This is a genomic window from ANME-2 cluster archaeon, from assembly GCA_014237145.1.
Lineage (GTDB): Archaea > Halobacteriota > Methanosarcinia > Methanosarcinales > Methanocomedenaceae > Methanocomedens_A.
Window position 1 is genome coordinate 18,213 of the sequence record JAAXOC010000003.1, and the last position, 15,487, is coordinate 33,699.

The following is a 15,487-nucleotide window of genomic DNA, read 5'->3' on the forward strand; positions in this document are numbered from 1 at the left end:
ATCTTAAAAAACCTAAACACCAAGCGAGATAAACATGACAGGGGCTAAAACAACAAACAAAAGACCATTTTTTAAGGAGCCGGACTTTGTCATCTTTACTATTATAGTAATAGCAGCCACGGCCCTGCGCCTGTACCAGCTTGATGTTCGCCCCTTCCACCATGATGAGGCTGCTGTAGGCTCATTTGCCTACAAATTGTTCACAAACGGCAATTATGAATACAACCCGGTATTTCACGGTCCGTTTTTGTATTTCCTCACAGTAAGTATATTCAACATCATAGGGGATACCGATTTTGCAGCCCGTGTGGTCCCTGCACTGACCGGCGTTGGTATGGTACTCCTGGTATATCCTTTCAGGCATTACCTCGGCCGCCCGGGCTGGCTTATCACGGCAGCGTTCTTCGCCTTCTCACCCTCTTTCCTATACTACTCCCGTTTCTTCCGTAATGATATATTCATCACCTTCTTCACGCTGGCAGCCGTGGTGTGTGCGGTAAAATATCTTGAGCAACGAAATAATCCCAACCGGCTAATTTATGTAGCACTGGGCTCTGCCGCACTGGCATTTTCAGTCACTGCAAAAGAGAATGCATACGTTACCATTGCACTGCTTGGCTTTCCTGTCGGAATGTATGCATTGTACATGATATGGCTTTTCTATCGGACCCGACACCAGCAGCATGACATAATCGCATCACTTGAAAAGAACATGTTCAGGATATTGATGGATACCGGTCTGTTCATAGTAGTGTTCCTTGCTATTTACGTGACATTCTACTCTTACTTCTTTAAAGACTTTGAAGCTTTAAAGGGTGCCACTTTCAGTGCCTTTTCCCACTGGTATGAAATGCATGAGATAGAACGTATCGGAGGGCCGCTGTATTACTATATCCCCTTGCTTTTCCTGTATGAACTTCCTGTAGCCTTGTTTGCCTTTATAGGAAGTATAGACTATATTAAACGGTTTATTAAAAGCAGGGAAAATCCAGTGATGGTCTTTCTGGTCTACTGGCTGGCTGCCAGTCTTGCAGCCTATGCCTATATCGGTGAGAAGGTACCCTGGCTGATACTGCATCCTCTTCTTCCGGCAGTACTGATCGCAGGTGCATATCTGGGCGAGGTCGTGCCTTCCCTGAAACAGCGGCCAAGATGGGCTGAGGCCACCTTTGTGGTCATACTGGTATTATGTTTCGCTTTTTTCCTGTATACCAGCTATAACCTGAACTACAAGAACTTTTCAGACCCTGCCGAACCATTGATACAGGCCAGCCAGCCGCCACAGAAATTCCAGCACTTCATGGTCACCCTGCATGAAACTGCCGATAGGCACAAAGGCTTTTATACTGAGATACAGGTCACGGATAATGAAATGGATACGCAGTTTTTATGGCAGATACGCCATTATAAAAATGTAAAATGGAGGGTGAACCTGGAAAATGATCCTGCACTGGATGCACCTATCGTGGTAGCTCATGACGAGGATGCTGATTATGTGGAGAAGGTAGTGGGTGATGACTACCACCGGCTGGACAGTGCAAAGATGGCATGGTATTGGTTTAAGCCTGGTGATATCAATTACAGGTTCATTATGTACCGCCAGCTTGACAGGCCCCAGAGTGAATATGGAGTGGTGCTTTTCTACAGATAATAATGAATAAGGTAATTAATAAGGGCTGGATGTGAAAACATGAGCAAGATTGTAATAATTGGCGGCGGTCTGGCCGGACTTGCAGCGGCATACAGGCTCTCAGATGAACATCAGGTAACCGTGGTAGAAAAGGACGATGCACTGGGTGGTATGGCACAGAGTTACCACATTGATGACCATACTGATGGTCACGTTGATGACCACACTGATGATTATTATATCGAGAAATATTACCATCATTTTTTTTCCAGCGATACCGAACTGATTGGACTAATTGACGAACTGGGCCTGGCAGAGCGCTTGCAGTGGGTCAAGGGTACCACAGGCTATTACTGGAGCGGCAGGGCATATCCCATGAACACTCCCCTGGAAATTCTAAAGTTCCCACCTATGTCCCTGTTAGATATCTTCAGGCTGGGGCTGCTGGTATTGCGGACAAAGCTTGTCAGGGATGTCAGGTCATACGATGACATCACGGCAGGTGAATGGATATTAAAGATAGCGGGCAGCGGGGTTTATAATAATTTTTTCCAGCCGCTACTTAACAGCAAGTTCGGATCGAACGCCGACATGGTCAGTGCTGCCTGGTTACTGGGCAGGGTCAAGATACGCTCAGACCGTGGCGCAGAAGGTGAGAGATTGGGATATATGAGGGGTGGGTTCCACCATCTGATAGCTGGGCTGGCTGATTCAATAAGGGAAAAGGGCGGGCGTATCATAACAGGTAACGGTGTGGAGGAGATATTGATGGAAGACGGCCGGGTTTCGGGTGTCAAGCTTGAAGAAGGTAGCTTGTCGTGTGATGCTGTGATATCCACAGTACCTCCTCTTACCCTGGCGTCCCTGGTAGAACCGGGTATTCCTGGATTTGACCCGAGCGCCATCCATTACCAGGGTACATGCTGTGCCCTGCTTAGGATGTCAAGGCCTTTGATGACGGATGGTACTTACTGGCTGAACATCAAGGCCGATGTGCCGTTCGGGGCTTTGATCGAGCATACTAATTTTATGCCGAGCTCTGATTATGCAGGGGAGCACCTGCTCTATATTGCTTCGTATTTCCAGGACCATGATGACCCGCTGTACACCCGGAGCGAGGAGGAAGTTATCGGGATGTTCCTGGATGGGCTTGAGAGACTGTACCCTGATTTTGACAGGTCTGCAGTACTTTGGTGGGAACTGGGACGGGATGCACAGACTGCTCCGGTGTATGAGACTGGGTATGCTGAGCGGATACTGCCGTATAGGACCGGTGTTGATGGGCTGTACCTTGCCGGCATGTTCTCTGAGGCTAATTATCCAGAGCGCAGCATGAACGGTTCTGTCAGGGCAGGATATGAAGCGGCCGGTGCTGTTGCGCTGGATAGCTGAAGAGAATGCAACTGAATCGATGACTGTTACAGCTACAGCAGCAGTACTTCTAACACACTCGCTTTAAAATCTATATGCCGAGGTATGATTTGAAGCTGGAACCTTACACCTACAGTTTGAAATAACTAGAATTCGGCTGTTTTTGGGTGGGTCTATTGATAGTGGTTTTTAGATGGTTTAGCTTTAGGTTTTTGAGTAAAATCAAATGGGTGCGGATGTTTTTTAATCTCTCAAAGTCTGTTTGGTTCATATGAACCTATGTCAAGATAAAGCCACTAACAACACCAAGTCGTATTCAAGTCAGGGGTCCAGCAACTACCCCCCCAAAATCCTGCCCACATACCGAACAGCAACACATACCCCATCGCACACCCCGCACCCATCACACTCATCTCCCACCCTGATACGCCCATCCTCAAAACTAATAGCATGTTTCGGGCAGGCCTTCTCGCATATCCCGCACCCAGTACACTTCACCGCCCTCGTCACCTACCTGGCAGCCGCTTCAAAGAGCTTCTCAGTCGTCACCCTGTCCTCCACAGTGACCTGGAAGGTACCAGCCGTGTACAGCTTCACACTCCCATCTCCTGCCAGGACCAGCAGCACACCCAGTTTTTCCGAATAACAGACCTCACCCAGCATTCTTATTAAGATCAAAACTTTTTCATACAGAAAGTATTTTAATTATTTAAACCAAGCCATAAAGGGTGAATAAAAAATGAAATATAAAGTAGTGGTTAGTGAGGGAGAAGATGGATGGTATGTTGTGGAATGTCCTTCCATTCCAGGCTGCATATCACAGGGTAGAACTACTAAAGAGGCACTGGATAACATAAAAGATGCAATTTATGGCTGTTTGGAAGTGATGAATGAAAGGATAAAAATTCAAGGTAATGCGAGAGTAATGGAAGTGACTGTTTAGTGGCAAAACTGCCTATAATTTCAGTTGTGAAAATTTAGTTTTTTTTAAAAATCATTATATTTTAAAAGTGTTATGCTTAATTCCATCTACACGTACTAACCCAAACCAGTTCTATCAATACCATCACTCCATATTTTCCCGCTGCTTATCCCGCAACCCAAGCTCCAGCCTCGTCGATGCCTCGGATTTAAGCGACGACGTCCGGCACCTGTGACTATCTAATAATCCAAAATCAACCGCACCCTACCTAAAACACTCAAAAATCAGGCGCACGTACACGAAAATAATGGAAGTGAAAGAACCGCACCATCAAATCGTATTCAAGCCAGTGGTGGGGTCCGTAACTACCCCTTTAAAATCCTGCCCACATACCTGACAGCAACACATACCTCATCGCACACCCTGCACCCATCACACTCATCCCCCACTCTGATGCGCCCATCCTCAAAACTAATAGCATGTTTCGGCAGGCCTTCTCGCATATCCCGCACCCCGTACACTTCAACGCCCTCGTCACCTGCCTGGCAGCCGCTTCAAAGAGCTTTTCAGTCGTCTCCCTGTCCCCCGAAGTGACCTGAAAAGTACCATCCGTGTACAGCTTCACACTCCCCACACCAGTCAGGACCACCAGCACACCCAGTTCCTCCGAATAACGGACCTCACCCCGCATTCTCATCATTTCCACAGCATCCACAGGCCTGACCCCCCTGGCAGTGCCCTCGATACTATATCCCCCGGCCTTGCATGGAGATATACCCGAGACCACCCTTATCCGGAAAGCATCAGCTTCAGACCCTGCATCCTTTGGGATAATATCAATACCCAACTGCCGGGCCAGCAGTCGCATCTTAGGAGGATGCTCCCGCCAGCGCCAGAACCCGTGGTCAATGTAACCGCCCGGAAGTCCCATGTGCTCAGCCCAGTCTCGCAGGTATGTATCCCACCTCTGGTACAGGTCAGGGTGCAGTTCAGGCATGCGGCGGAATTCCGCACCCAGGGCCGCCGGGCACAACCAGCAGCCCACCCGCTCGAACCCCATAGCATACATGGAATTGTATTCCTGGCCCCGCCTGTGCTTTACATTGACCTGGAGATACTTGAGGACGGGCAGAATACTGTAGCAAAATGTGTAGATATGAAGTTGAGTTATTACATATGTATAGATGGTCCTTATTGTAGTGGAAAAAGATATATTAGATAAAATTATATTTTATATTATGAGCCAGAATATCAAAGTCAATGACAAGGATAAACACCTTTTTGATATGTTACAGGCCGAGTTTACTCTCAAGGCCGGTAAAAAAATCACTCAACAGGAACTGTTCTCAAGGATAATTGAGTTCATGGGGTCAAAAAAAGATAATTTCTTTGGTAAGCTGCTGGCACTACCTCTTCCAGAAAAAGATATCAGGAAAATAAAGGCTCTTCAGACCGATTGGGGTGTTAAAACAGAAGAGTCAGATATCGACACTACAATATACGGGGCCTGAGATGAGTATTTTTATAGATACAGGCATCTTTATTGCGTACGTTAACAGGAAGGATAAGCATCATAGTGCCGCCACGGGCCTGCTTGAGAGCATAATGAAAAACAAGTATGGTGCAGCATTTACCTCTGACTTTGTTTTTAACGAATTGATGACTTTTATACTTTACAAGACAGGCGATGTCAAAAAAGCCGCACAATTGAGGGACATGATACTTGGAAATGAAAAGAAGGATATCCCGAGATTCATAAATATGCTTTTCATTGACCTGATAATTCTTGAAAAAGGGTGGATCATTTTCGCAAAATACGCTGATAAAAAGTTGAATTTTACTGACTGCTCAATAATCGAACTGATGAAAAATAAGGGCATAGACCACCTGGCTAGTTTTGATGGTGGATTTGATGGAATAGTGTCAAGGATAAGGTACTGATACTGCCACTGATATTTCAATAGAAAATCTCAATCTTTATCGGCAACATCATACGCAATCAAGTAAAGGACACCGCTTAGCTTTTTGACCGGATTTACAGGATTTACAGGATTTACAGGATGTTGAAGTTGCATTGTATCCTGTCAATCCTGTCAATCCTGTAAATCCCGTCTGAAATTTTTACACTTCTTCGATTAATCTCACATATTTCCACAATCGCAATAACTATACATTCTCAACCTTTTTTCGGGATATCCACACCCCTGATCACTCCCAGCATCTTCATCATCCGGTTCATGGTCTTGCGCATGGAACGCAGCCCCTCTTCATCCTCGGCCGCGCCTTCGGCCATCCGGTCCTGAGACCAGAACGTGCCGCCCAGGTTGGCACCGAACGAACCGTCGCCGACCGGTATCATCTCGCTGATGATATAGAAGTGGTGTATGGACTGGATGGCTATCTCCTGGCCGCCCACCCTGTCGCCGCCCACTGCCAGGGCTGCACCCACCTTGTTGCGCAGGATGTCGGGGTCTTTTGCCACCACTGCCCGGCAGCGGTCCAGCATGGTCTTGGTCTGGGCGCTCAGGTTGCCCTGGTACACCGGGGTACCGATTATGATACCGTCAGCCCATTCCAGGCCATCGTAGAACTCGGGCATGTTGTCTTTGTGGATGCAGCCGCTGCGCTCACGGATGCAGTAGTCGCAGTGGATGCAGAAGTTGAGGTGTTTGCCACGGGCTGGGAAGTAGCGGGTCTATGCACCGTATGTTTCCTCAAGGTATTTGAGGGCTTCATTTACAATATAATCTGTTGAGCCCTTCCTGGGGCTTCCTGAGACTTCGAAGATCTTTATCATGGTATGACTCCATGAAAAAAACCTTTCTATTTTTTTATTCCACTCCGTCTTTCGTAGTTAGCTCTCCATTTCTCATAATTCTCTTTGAATATCGGTTCATTAGGTAAGAATTCCATAGCTTTACTATAAGCATTTAGAACCTCTGTTTCAGGGGAGCGCAGCCAAACCAAAGTCCTTGCAAGATCAAACCAACACCAAGCAGTCCTAATATTATCATCGGATAATTGTATAGCTCTATGTAATAGTTCAAGAGCTTCTTTGTTTAATCGTTTTCGAACATGTCCCCGCTCTTTTGATGCTAATTTCATCTTTGTTTGTGCAAATTCATGCACAGCTTTCTGATCCTCACGAAGAATATCAAAGTTAGAAGCAAAAACCTTGTGTGCTTCTTTAAATCTTCCAGCTCTTTTATATAATATCGCTAATTCAATTAATTCATCACCAGTTGTCGGAGAGGGAATCTCTTGAAGAATTGATGAAGCTTTTGATGCATTTTGAGTATTTAAATATGCTCTGGCCATCGCAAGATAAAGCAAATGCCTATCGATTAATTCAATGTTATTTCTATTCTCATTAAACATATGTTCAGCTGAAGATAAGTCCCCCTGACCAGCTTTATACTCTATAAGTTGACCAATAAGTGCTCCAGATGTTGGAACTTTCGATAAAGCCTGTTCTAAATTTGCAAGGGCGCTTTTTTTATCCCCGGTGGCCCACAGATGGGCGCTATTACGTATAGAATGAATTACTACATATTGTGGATGTGCAGGCAGAATAACACGGAAATATGTTTTCTCTTTATCAAATTCGAATTTCGGTTCGGGTGAGCCATTTTCTTTCATTTTTCTTCGGATTTTCGGTATTCCGGTCCCCCTTCCTTCTGCAAGATCAAGTTCTTTCAGGAACTCCCCTATTCTTCTATTTCGACTTTGGACCGGAGGAACGACTCCACCTGTTTGTAAATGATGCATTTCAATACCGGGAACTGGTCCTGGATAACTGATTATTTCCATTCGGTCAGGATATAAATATACCTTGATAGGTTCATGAATTTCATAACTTCTATGATAAACCGCATTCATAAGGGCTTCTTCCATTGCTTCATAAGGAAATGCAACTGCCTTTTGAGCTTCAGCTCTTCCTGGAATTTTCCTAATCATTGAAGTACTGAAACTGTTTAAATAATCAAGTGCTTGTCTTGACTGGAAATGAATCGGGCCTTTGAAAACTTTTTCTTCGATAAGGTCCCCACCTGCATCATCACCAAATTCAACGACTTCTATCTGGGTTCCTGGAAAATACTGGTCAGGATTTTCTGTGAAAAACAGTAATGCAATATTTCTTGGAGCTTCATGACTATTCATAGGTGAAACAATCTTCATATAGCGGTACAGATCCCTATCAGGAATTAACACATTTTCAGCAACCAAATCACTCCTGATATCAGTAAGATACTTCCTGACGAGGGAAGAAGATATAATATCGACTGGAATAGAGTTGTTTCGCCGATCATCAAAAGGAATTTTTGCAGTCATTTGCATTAGCTGTGTTAAAATATCTCCTCTTGCTTGAACCGACTCACTTCCCTGGCGAACATAGTAAGCTCTGGTACCTTCTTTGAATTTTATTGGAGCCTGGTAAGGTCTTAATTCTCCACCTGGAACCCAGAGTACAAGAATTTGTTTTTCCATATAAACTTCCGGTGAAATTACTGGTTGATATTCCGGATCTATTCTCTTACAATTACCTCGTACTTGCTTTTGGATTTCGTCTAAATTCTGGTCTTCTAATCCGTATGGAGGAAGAATTGGTTGTCCATTCTTTTCTTCAATACCTATAATGATATATCCACCATTTAAATTGAAAAAATCATTAGCAAAAGCACAAATGCTATGGATGACATTCTCTAAAACAGGTTCGGACCAGGTTTTTTTAAATTCACGTCTGACTGATTCCACGGATCGGGCAAATATCAAATCATCGAGGTTTATTGGTAATATCTTCATTCATTCAATCCTTTACGTTACATTCTTCATCCATAACTTATTATTCCAATTTTTTCAAACTGGCATTTATATTATATCACACATTTCTCATTCAGGATGAAAATATAAAGTAACATAGAATACGCTATTTATGAAACTTTATTTAAGTTATAGTTCTTTCTATCGATGTAATTTGTTATTACTTCAATTACAATAATACTTTTGTGATAATAAAAAATATCACAAAGGCCGCATAATTGAGGGACATCATACTTTGTAATGAAAAGAAGGATATCCCGAGGTTCATAAATATGCTTTTCATTGACCAGGAGATACTTGAAAGAGGGTGGATTACTTTCGCAAAAAACGCAGACAAGAAGCTGAGTTTTACTGACTGCTCAATAATCGAACTGATGAAAAATAAGGGCATAGACCACCTGGCCAGTTTTGATGGTGGATTTGATGGAATTGTGTCAAGGATAAGGTACTGATACTGCCATTGAGCATTGTACTTCCTATGCAGTACAATCCGGCAGTTGCTGATTCTCAACCTTTTTTCGGCATATCCTCACCCCTAACCACTCCCAGCGCCTTCATCATCCGGTTCATGGTCTTGCGCATGGAACGCAGCCCCTCTTCATCCTCTGCCGCGCCCTCAGCCATCCTGTCCTGAGACCAGAAGGTCCCGCCCAGGTTGGCACCGAACGAACCACCGCCGACCGGTATCATCTCGCTGATGATATAGAAGTGGTGTATGGACTGGATGGCTATCTCCTGGCCGCCCACCCTGTCGCCGCCTACTGCCAGGGCTGCACCCACCTTATTGCGCAGGATGTCGGGGTCCTTAGCCACCACGGCCCGGCAGCGGTCCAGCATGGTCTTGGTCTGGGCGCTCAGGTTGCCCTGGTATACGGGGGTGCCGATGATGATGCCATCCGCCCATTCCAGGCCGTCGTAGAACTCCTGCATGTCGTCCTTGTGGATGCAGCCGCTGCGCTCCTGGACGCAGTGGTCGCAGTGGATGCAGAAGTTGAGGTGTTTGCCACGGGCTGAGAAGTAGCGGGTTTGGACACTGTATTTTTCCTTAAGGTATTTGAGGGCTTCATTCACAATGTAATCTGTTGAGCCCTTCCTGGGGCTTCCTGAGACTCCAAAGATCTTTATCATGGTATGACTCCCTGAAAAATCTGTGTTTTTATTTATGGGTATAAAGGTTTATAAGTATTGATTGTGGGATGCTTTCTGAAATTGTTTAGGAAACTTTATATTTAGGTGGGTTTTATAGCATAGTTTAGATAAAACATGAAAATCTATATTGACGGACAAGATGGAAAAACGGGTGGCAGGTATTATTTACAGGCCTACGGTACTTAAGTCCGAGGTATAGTGACTCCTATCCCCCCCATAGCTACATCGGACACCATTCAGCTTGCTGCACCCCTTGCATGATATATCCCCCATGCTCCGCCTTATGCATCTTTAAGAAGCCACGTTTTCAAAAATCAGGTGATCGTTAATTTCATCAAGAAATTTGCTTTCTCTACCTTCTTGTGTATAAATTATTGCTTCTTCTTTTGCTCTTGTTATCGCAACATAAAACAATCGCCTCTCTTCTTCCTCTTTTTCTTTTCTACTACCCTTGATAGCAGGTTCAAAAATGTCAGGATTTTCTAATTCACTGGGAAAACCATAAAGACCTTCAACAACATCAAAAATGAAAACAACCTTTGCTTGCAAACCCTTACTTTTATGAACTGACATAAAGGGAACGCTGTTGGAATATTTTAATTCTGTGGAAATGCTTACACCCTTGGTGTTTGCATATTCAAATAATTTCTCCCTCAATCTGGGATTGCTTACGATTCTGGCAAGAATCATAATATCCGCTGGTTCATATCCGTTTTGCCTGTATGCCTCTATTTTATTGACACAATGTTGAACCATCTGGCCGTAATAGACCATCTGGTTGGCATAATTTGATTTATGGGTAGACTGTTGTTCAAATGAATACACTGTTACAGGTATCACACTTTCATCATTAGCCAAGGTTTTCTTTTTCAGTTGAGATGAACCATTTTGTTTTATGATCTCTGCACCGGTGTCAACAATTGATTTAACACTTCTATAATTGACAGTTAGATCAGTTCTGGCAGGATGGTCAAAGTAATCAGAGAAATTAACAAAAAAATCAAGATCAGAACCTGCAAAACCCATAATGCTTTGCCAATCATCACCAACAGAAAATAGTTTACAATTACTATTTTTGTCCATTAATGATTTGATAAGTTCATACCTTTGCGCACTGATATCTTGATACTCATCTATGAGAATGTGGTCTAAAATGTCTTTATATAAGGTCTCATTTTGTTTCAGTTCTTTTACAGCAAGATTAATCATATCTGAAAAATCAATTTGGTTTTTAGAACGCAAATCATTTTCATAAGTGGTGTAAATCTTAATAGCCAGATGAACAAATGCTTTCTGTTTTTGAGACCACCTTTCATTTGATAATCTTTTTTCAATATCTGCTGGCGATAAACTATATGTTTTAGCAATGGTTATGAAGGTTCCAATGTTCAAAGGCAATTTTTCTATAGATTTCCGGCAATCCTCCCACACTTTGGAAATCAGCTTTTTATAAGGCACAGGTGAGAATTTGAAATCTTTGTCAGGATACTTTTCCTTTAACGCTTCTAACATCTTATTTTGAAGATTTTGAATAAACTCCTTTTCTTTAAATTCCCAATATGTAGTTTCAACTAAAGAATATTTGTTTTGTTCAGCAAATGCTTTTTTCTTTGCGTTCATATCTCGGTTATATTTTTCAGAGGGATTGTCACCTTCAAACCATTCTGGAACCTTTCCATTTTTATCTGTGCCCCAATGCTCTATATACAGGTCATAGTCAGGAAAGAAAAAATCTGGTCTCGGAGTATTATATTCCCCATTTTCCCCAATGTACTTCATCCATTCAGCAGGATTTTCATAAAGAATCCGTATCTTACTCTCATTTAAATCATGCGTTATGAAAAAATTAATTATTGCCCTTTCTGCCTCACTCTTTACTTTTGTACCATCAAGTGCAGTATAAGTCAAATTGCGCATATACTTGTAATATTCTTCTTTTTCTTCAAAGGCAGTTTTAGGCTTAGCTTTTTCATTATTCCCATATGATTTCATATAATTGATAATATCATTTTGGAATTCTGCATCCTTTTGAGCATCGTTATAAGTAGAAATGATCCGACTTCGATAGCGATTCTCGAAATTGCCCCCTATTAGTTGCATGTCAGGTAAATCTCTATTTGAGTCTTTATATGACTGTTTTAAAATTTGCAAACCAAATGAATGAAAGGTTTTTACTTCTACGTCCGTATCAAATCTTTCATTTAGCCTATTTCTTATTTCCTGTGCGGCTTTATTCTGATATGCAAGAACCAGGATTCTTTTTGGATTTATTGTGTCTGGTTTTCTTTCAATAAGATAAGCAATCCGTGTTATCAACACTTCCGTCTTTCCAGAACCAGCCCCTGCAACTACTAAATTATGCGTATCGTCAATAATTACAGCCTTTTTTTGAGAATCGTCTAAAGGGAAAGGAGATTTCTTAAATAAATAGTCGTATTCGTTCATCCTTTTTTCAACAAAATATTCATTCGAAAAGTTTACAACATTTTTTTTGAATACTGAAATTGCAAAAGAGGATTCAGTAACAAAGCGAATGAACGAACTTTGAAAAAATACGTTGTTTGATTTTAAAAATGAAAGCGAATCCAAACAAAAATCACATCTTTTAATTAAGTCTCTTCGTGTATGATAGGTTAGATACGTGTCGTTTATTGACTCATGGATATCCTTTATATGCACAATCCATTTTTTTATATCATTTTCGACATTCTCAAGGATTTCCTCTTTCAATGACGTTAAATTTCTTTTTTGTTGAGTAGCTTTTCTAATTATAAGAACACCCAACAATACAGGTATTAAAAGAAAACCAAGTATTATCAATCGGTTTTGGTGTTTTATTTTTGAGATTATGCCTTTAAGCTCTGTGAGATTATCATCCAATGTCATTTTAACCTAATTTTGTATTTAATCTTAATAACTATACCCTGCAGCTCTGCTGCGGTTGGGACAAAACGTAGTATTAACTTTAACCGAAAGTACATATTAATATGTATGGCAGAGTTAAAACATGCATGCCACTGTGTTTATAAAATTTGGTACCATATGGTTTTTTGCTACATAGCGACGATCTGACAATTCAAAATCAACCGCATCCCACCTAAAACACTTAAAAATCAAGCGTAACTACACAAAAATAATGAACCTGCGAGAACCATGCCATCAAGTCGTATTCAACATTCAGATAGATGAATCATTAGTAAAGTTGGTATTTACTTCACTATGCAAATACTATAAATGATATAATACCTACAGGAATTATAGGCAATTAACAATGTCTGCTACAACAATAGCTGTATCTTCGGAAACAAAAGAATTATTACGTCAATTTGGGGAAAAGGGTGAGAGCTACAACAATATAATCAGAAAGCTCATCAAAGAAGCCGGCTGGAAAAAATTGGACAACCGATGGAACAAAATACTTGAAAATGATGAGTTCATTTCGCTGGACAAACTGTAATGTATCCTGTAATCGTTTCCCGTACTTTCCAAAAGCAATTCCACTCCCTGCAAAAACAATTACAAAAAAGGATCAGAAATGTGCTGAAAGAGCTGGAAATATATCCTAACCAACCAAGATCAGGTGCAGATATATAAAGCCACTGACAACACCAAGCCGTATTCAAGCCAGGGGTCCGTAACTACCCCTCTAAAATCCTGCCCACATACCGAACAGCCACACATACCTCATCGCACACCCCGCACCCATCACACTGCTCCGACACCCTGATGCGCCTATCCTCAAAACTAATAGCATGTTTCGGGCAGGCCTTCTCGCATATCCCGCAACCAGTACACTTCACCGCCCTCGTCAACTGCCTGGCAGCCGCTTCAAAAAGCTTCTCAGTCGTCCCCCTGTCCCCCGCAGTGACCTGGAAAGTACCATCCGTGTACAGCTTCACACTCCCTCCACCTGTCAGGACCACCAGCACACCCAGTTCATCCGAATAACGGACCTCACCCAGCATCCGCATCATTTCCACAGCACCCACTGGCCTGGCCCCCCTGGCAGTGCCCTCAATACTGTACCCGCCGGCCTTGCATGGAGATATGCCCGAGACCACCCTTATACGGAAAGCCTCAGCCTCAGACCCTGCATCCTTTGGGACAATATCAATACCCAACTGCCGGGCCAGCAATTTCATCTTGGGGGGATGCTCCCGCCAGCGCCAGAACCCATGGTCGATGTACCCGCCCGGGAGCCCCAGGCTCCCAGCCCAGTCACGCAGGTATGTATCCCACTTCTGGTACAGGTCAGGGTGCAGCTCAAGCATGCGCCGGAATTCCGCACCCAGGGCCGCCGGGCACAGCCAGCAGCCCACCCGCTCGAACCCCATGTCGTACAGTGGATTATATTCCAGGCCCCGCCAGTGTATGTACAGCCACACCTCAAGCGCACGCCAGTCGCGGATGGGATACACATTCACCTGCCCCGGCACCAGTGGATTTCCCTCAGTGGCAGGGATGCGGGCACGGCTGAATGATTCGTACTTACGCTTGCCATCAATGGTCAGGTAATTTCCCTTCTCTGGTATCTCACCAGCAGGGGCCAGCTTGCAGACCTTGCAGCACCACCTGTAATCCTTGGCAGGGGGCCCGAAATCTGGCAAGTGCTGCCAGAACACATCCCCTGCATCCAGCTCATCCAGGTCAATGTCATTATCATGGCAAAACTGCCGCGCATATTCCACAGTCTCAGGGAATTCCAGGCCAGTGTTGATGAAATATGCCTTAGGGCTGTGTTTCAATGCGCTTTTGGTCAGGTCCAGCACCACCAGGCTGTCCTTACCGCCGCTGAAGGACACATACACGGGTCTACCACGGTATTCCTGCTGGTTGGCCATGCCCTTTACAGTGTTCATGGCATTTTTGCCCAGGCGTTTGATGGCAGGTGCGTTAGCCCTGACAACCTTGTCCATTATGGGAACCACATCCTTTAACCGGGCCCGGCTTTTCCCTATCTTCCTGACCCTGACCGCAGGTGTGGCGGTTAGTTTCATCGCTTTGGCATCCAGCAGTGCAAAACCCACACCCGTCATTTTGCCCTTCCTGACAATGATATCATCACCCTGCCTGATATCATCCGAACACCACTGTATCATATCAGAACTAACGGTCTTGCCGCTGAGATGGCCGGGAACATCTGACAGCTCAACGGTCCTGTGCCTGGTATATTGTGCCATAAGGGCAGCCCCATCCATTGAAAGGTCGAACTGCCAGTCCAGGATTTTCAGGTCAAAGCGCAGTATCCCAAACACCAGGGCGTCCACTATTACCTGGTCGGTCTTATCCTCACCACCAATTTTATTGAGCAGGATAATACGCTCACCCAGCGGGTCAATGCCGTAGCGGGCAGTCAGGATATCATGCAGGATGCCGCGCTCGTAAGGTGAGCCAAACTGCACATCTCCGGGCAGTCCCAGGTCAATTCTCTCGCCTGTTGAACCACATAGTGCACACTCGATACTGATAAGCGGGAGATTGCAGTTCGGGCACCAGTGAATGAATGCATCTTTTCCGGGTTTGAATTGTCTTTTATTACGTTGTTCGGTCATTTGGTATGTAAGTATTGCAGGTATATATCGTTAAAACTACCA

General features: G+C 43.8%; 14 protein-coding genes and 1 pseudogene. 7 read left to right on the top strand and 8 right to left on the bottom strand.

Annotated elements, in window-relative coordinates:
- The first annotated feature begins 34 nt into the window (after window positions 1-34).
- Both HF974_00520 and HF974_00525 read left to right on the top strand, forming a co-directional pair.
- Entirely contained in the window at window positions 35-1,651 is a 1,617-nt protein-coding gene (locus HF974_00520) for a TIGR03663 family protein (protein MBC2696832.1), read from the top strand.
- 39 nt (window positions 1,652-1,690) lie between these two features.
- A complete protein-coding gene (locus HF974_00525; protein MBC2696833.1) occupies window positions 1,691-3,022 on the top strand; it encodes an NAD(P)/FAD-dependent oxidoreductase in 1,332 nt (443 codons plus the stop codon).
- A gap of 315 nt (window positions 3,023-3,337) precedes the next feature.
- On the opposite strand, the gene HF974_00530 is transcribed toward HF974_00525, so the two are convergent.
- Window positions 3,338-3,499: a 4Fe-4S binding protein gene (locus HF974_00530; GenBank protein ID MBC2696834.1), complete on the bottom strand. Its 162-nt coding sequence runs from the start codon at window positions 3,497-3,499 to the stop codon at window positions 3,338-3,340.
- Between the two features lie 12 nt (window positions 3,500-3,511).
- The gene (locus tag HF974_00535; protein ID MBC2696835.1) at window positions 3,512-3,679 is read right to left on the bottom strand and encodes a hypothetical protein; all 168 of its coding nucleotides are present in this window, start codon (window positions 3,677-3,679) and stop codon (window positions 3,512-3,514) included.
- A gap of 61 nt (window positions 3,680-3,740) precedes the next feature.
- Here HF974_00535 and HF974_00540 point away from each other — a divergent pair, with 61 nt between their 5' ends.
- A complete protein-coding gene (locus HF974_00540; protein ID MBC2696836.1) occupies window positions 3,741-3,944 on the top strand; it encodes a type II toxin-antitoxin system HicB family antitoxin in 204 nt (67 codons plus the stop codon).
- 352 nt (window positions 3,945-4,296) lie between these two features.
- Here HF974_00540 and HF974_00545 read toward each other — a convergent pair whose 3' ends face one another.
- Window positions 4,297-4,992, bottom strand: coding sequence for a hypothetical protein (locus HF974_00545; GenBank protein ID MBC2696837.1), 696 nt, complete (start codon window positions 4,990-4,992; stop codon window positions 4,297-4,299).
- Window positions 4,993-5,161: 169 nt separating this feature from the next.
- On the opposite strand from HF974_00545, the gene HF974_00550 reads away from it, so the two are divergent.
- Both HF974_00550 and HF974_00555 read left to right on the top strand, forming a co-directional pair.
- Window positions 5,162-5,434, top strand: coding sequence for a hypothetical protein (locus tag HF974_00550; GenBank protein MBC2696838.1), 273 nt, complete (start codon window positions 5,162-5,164; stop codon window positions 5,432-5,434).
- Between the two features lies 1 nt (window position 5,435).
- Window positions 5,436-5,864 (top strand): type II toxin-antitoxin system VapC family toxin, encoded by a 429-nt coding sequence (locus tag HF974_00555; GenBank protein ID MBC2696839.1) that lies wholly within the window; start codon window positions 5,436-5,438, stop codon window positions 5,862-5,864.
- 235 nt (window positions 5,865-6,099) lie between these two features.
- Here HF974_00555 and HF974_00560 read toward each other — a convergent pair.
- Window positions 6,100-6,720: pseudogene (locus HF974_00560) on the bottom strand (flavodoxin family protein).
- A gap of 26 nt (window positions 6,721-6,746) precedes the next feature.
- Window positions 6,747-8,726: a transcriptional regulator gene (locus HF974_00565; protein ID MBC2696840.1), complete on the bottom strand. Its 1,980-nt coding sequence runs from the start codon at window positions 8,724-8,726 to the stop codon at window positions 6,747-6,749.
- Window positions 8,727-9,016: 290 nt separating this feature from the next.
- On the opposite strand from HF974_00565, the gene HF974_00570 reads away from it, so the two are divergent.
- Window positions 9,017-9,196: a hypothetical protein gene (locus HF974_00570; GenBank protein ID MBC2696841.1), complete on the top strand. Its 180-nt coding sequence runs from the start codon at window positions 9,017-9,019 to the stop codon at window positions 9,194-9,196.
- A gap of 55 nt (window positions 9,197-9,251) precedes the next feature.
- On the opposite strand, the gene HF974_00575 is transcribed toward HF974_00570, so the two are convergent.
- Together HF974_00575 and HF974_00580 are read right to left on the bottom strand one after the other, a co-directional pair.
- Window positions 9,252-9,872: a flavodoxin family protein gene (locus HF974_00575; GenBank protein MBC2696842.1), complete on the bottom strand. Its 621-nt coding sequence runs from the start codon at window positions 9,870-9,872 to the stop codon at window positions 9,252-9,254.
- Window positions 9,873-10,184: 312 nt separating this feature from the next.
- The gene (locus HF974_00580; protein ID MBC2696843.1) at window positions 10,185-12,779 is read right to left on the bottom strand and encodes a UvrD-helicase domain-containing protein; all 2,595 of its coding nucleotides are present in this window, start codon (window positions 12,777-12,779) and stop codon (window positions 10,185-10,187) included.
- A gap of 385 nt (window positions 12,780-13,164) precedes the next feature.
- Here HF974_00580 and HF974_00585 point away from each other — a divergent pair, with 385 nt between their 5' ends.
- Window positions 13,165-13,350 carry a hypothetical protein gene (locus HF974_00585; protein MBC2696844.1) on the top strand — a complete coding sequence of 62 codons (186 nt, stop codon included), beginning with the start codon at window positions 13,165-13,167 and terminating at the stop codon, window positions 13,348-13,350.
- 181 nt (window positions 13,351-13,531) lie between these two features.
- Here HF974_00585 and HF974_00590 read toward each other — a convergent pair whose 3' ends face one another.
- Window positions 13,532-15,445 carry a phosphoadenosine phosphosulfate reductase family protein gene (locus HF974_00590; GenBank protein MBC2696845.1) on the bottom strand — a complete coding sequence of 638 codons (1,914 nt, stop codon included), beginning with the start codon at window positions 15,443-15,445 and terminating at the stop codon, window positions 13,532-13,534.
- Window positions 15,446-15,487 lie beyond the last annotated feature (42 nt).